The organism is Mycobacterium sp., assembly GCF_040398885.1.
Lineage (GTDB): Bacteria > Actinomycetota > Actinomycetes > Mycobacteriales > Mycobacteriaceae > Mycobacterium.
Map to the genome: position 1 here is coordinate 20,147 of NZ_JBBATF010000029.1, position 2,704 is coordinate 22,850.

Here is a 2,704-nt window from a genome sequence, read left to right on the forward strand (position 1 = left end):
GTGGCCCGGGCAATAGGGTAGGGGCCGGAATGACCCCCGAAATCGACATCTCGCCGCTGTCCTGGCTGGACGGCGTCGATCGGCGGCGCAGGCTGGCCGGTCTGCGCCGGGTGCTGCGCGCCCGCCCGGCGGTCGCGACCCAGGTCGACCTGGCCTCCAACGACTACCTCGGGCTGTCCCGGCACCCGGAGGTGATCGAAGCCGGCGTGCGGGCGCTGCGGACCTGGGGCGCGGGCTCGACGGGGTCGCGGCTCGTCACCGGGAACACCGAACTGCACGAGGAATTCGAGCGCGCCCTGGCCGAGTTCGTCGGAGCCCCGGCGGCGTTGGTGTTCTCCTCCGGCTACACCGCGAACCTCGGCGCTCTGGTCAGTCTGTCCGGCCCAGGGTCGCTGGTGGTGTCCGACGCCCTGTCGCACGCCTCCCTGGTCGACGGCTGTCGGTTGTCCCGGGCCCGGGTGGTGGTGACCCCGCACCTGGACGTCGGCGCGGTCGCGGCGGCCCTGGCCGGCCGCGACGAGGAACGGGCCGTGGTGGTCACCGACTCTGTCTTCAGCACCGACGGAGCTCTCGCGCCGTTGCGGGAACTGCACGAGGTGTGCCGGGCGCACCGGGCGGTCCTGCTGGTCGACGAGGCGCACGGCCTCGGGGTTCGCGGCGCCGGAGGCCGCGGGCTGCTGCACGAGGTCGGGTTGGCCGGGGCGCCCGATGTGGTGATGACGACCACACTGTCCAAGGCGCTCGGCAGCCAGGGCGGGGCGGTCCTGGGCTCCGAGGCGGTGCGCGACCACCTGATCGACGCGGCCCGGCCGTTCATCTTCGACACCGGGCTGGCGCCCGCGGCGGTCGGCGCCGCCCTGGGGGCGCTGGGGATCCTCGCGGCCGAGCCGTGGCGGGCGCAAGCCGTCCTCGACCACTCCGGGATCCTGGCCCGAGCGTGCGGGGTCAGCGGCCAGCCGCCGTCGGCGGTGGTGTCGCTGATCCTCGGCGACGCCGAATCGGCGGTGGCGGCGGCGACCGCCTGCCTGGACGCCGGTGTGCGGGTGGGCTGCTTCCGGCCGCCGACGGTGCCGGCCGGAACCTCCCGGTTGCGGTTGACCGCGCGCGCGTCGCTGACCGCCGGGGAACTCGAACTGGCCTGCCGGGTGCTCGGCTCGGTCCTGGCCGGCCGGTGAGCCTGCTGGTGGTCACCGGCACCGGAACCGGTGTCGGCAAGACGATCACGACCGCCGCACTGGCGTCGGCCGCGCTCGGATCGGGCGTCGACGTCGCGGTGTGCAAGCCGGTGCAGACCGGATCGGGGTGGGCGGGGGAAGGCGACGACGACCTCGCCGAAGTGGCCAGGTTGGCCGGTGTGACCCGGCTGGTGTCGGTGGCCCGCTATCCCGAACCGCTGGCCCCGGCGGCGGCCGCCCAGCGGACCGGCCGGCCGTTGCCGTCGGCGGACGAGATCGTGGCCGCCGTCCGGGCCGCAGATCGGCCCGGCGCGCTGACGCTGGTGGAGGGCGCCGGTGGTCTTCTGGTCGAAATCGCCGCCGGCGGCGTGACCCTGCGCCACCTCGCCGCCGAGTTGGCCGCGCCGGTTCTGGTGGTCACCCAACCGGGGCTGGGCACTCTCAACCACACCGCGCTGACGCTGGAATCCCTTGAGCGCAATGGGCTTCGGCTCGCCGGACTGGTGATCGGCTCCTGGCCCGCCGAGCCCGACGTCGCTGCGGCCGGCAACCGGGACGCGCTGGGCGGGATGGCCGAGTTGCGCGCGGTCCTGCCCGAAGCCGCCGGACGGCTCTCGCCGGAGCAGTTCGCGGCGATGAGCCGTACGGCGTTCGACCCGCGATGGGTGGCGGGACTGGCCTGAGATGGCGCACTCCATCGAGTTGCTGCTCGACGCCGACAGCGACGCCGCCATCCGGGCGACCTGGCGGGCGCTCGACGAGGCCGGGCTGCCCAGCCAGGCGCGGGTGGGTTCGGCGACCAACCGGCCGCACGTCACGCTGCTGGCCGCCCAACGGATCAGCCCCGACGTCGACGTCGTGCTGCGTCCGTTGGCCGCCCGGTTCCCGGTGCCGTGCGTGGTGGGAGCGCCGACGGTGTTCGGCGGCGCGCGGCACACGCTGGCCCGGCTGATCGTCCCGTCGGCGGACCTGCTCGCCCTGCACGAGGAGGTGTACCGGCTTTCGCTGCCCTACCTGACCGGGGAGCCGTTCGCGCACTGCCGGCCGGGACACTGGACCGCACATGCCACCCTGGGCCGCCGGTTCACCGCCGGGGAGATCGGCGACGCGCTGGCGGTCGTCAGCGGGGACGTCGACGATCTGGCCGCCGAAGCCGTCGGACTCCGCCGCTGGGACTCCGACCAGCGGGTCGACCATCTGCTCGTCGGGTGAGCACCGCCGGTCCTCGGGCGGCACCGGGTGCACTAACCTGTCCAGCGTGACCCAGGCAGCTCCCGACGTCCTCCGGCAGGCCCGCGAACAGGTTCTCGAGCGCGGCGAGGGGCTGTCCCGTGACCAGGTTCTGGAGGTTCTGCGACTGCCCGACGACCGGCTCGAGGAACTGCTGGGGCTGGCCCACGACGTTCGGATGCGGTGGTGCGGGCCGGAGGTGGAGGTCGAGGGCATCATCAGCCTCAAGACCGGCGGCTGCCCCGAGGACTGCCACTTCTGCGCCCAGTCCGGGTTGTTCGCCTCGCCGGTGCGCAGCG

At 74.3% G+C, this 2,704-nt stretch carries 3 protein-coding genes and 1 pseudogene; all 4 read left to right on the top strand.

The window, feature by feature from the left end; all coding sequences use genetic code 11:
- Window positions 1–29 precede the first annotated feature (29 nt).
- The gene (bioF, locus tag ADBZ5U_RS04725) at window positions 30–1,175 is read left to right on the top strand and encodes an 8-amino-7-oxononanoate synthase (protein ID WP_526262886.1); all 1,146 of its coding nucleotides are present in this window, start codon (window positions 30–32) and stop codon (window positions 1,173–1,175) included.
- Window positions 1,172–1,858 carry a dethiobiotin synthase gene (gene bioD, locus ADBZ5U_RS04730; protein WP_526262888.1) on the top strand — a complete coding sequence of 229 codons (687 nt, stop codon included), beginning with the start codon at window positions 1,172–1,174 and terminating at the stop codon, window positions 1,856–1,858. The genes bioF and bioD overlap by 4 nt, the downstream gene beginning before the upstream one ends.
- 1 nt (window position 1,859) lies before the next feature.
- A complete protein-coding gene (locus ADBZ5U_RS04735; RefSeq protein WP_526262890.1) occupies window positions 1,860–2,387 on the top strand; it encodes a 2'-5' RNA ligase family protein in 528 nt (175 codons plus the stop codon).
- 37 nt (window positions 2,388–2,424) lie between these two features.
- Window positions 2,425–2,704: pseudogene (locus tag ADBZ5U_RS04740) on the top strand (biotin synthase BioB); the annotation flags it as partial.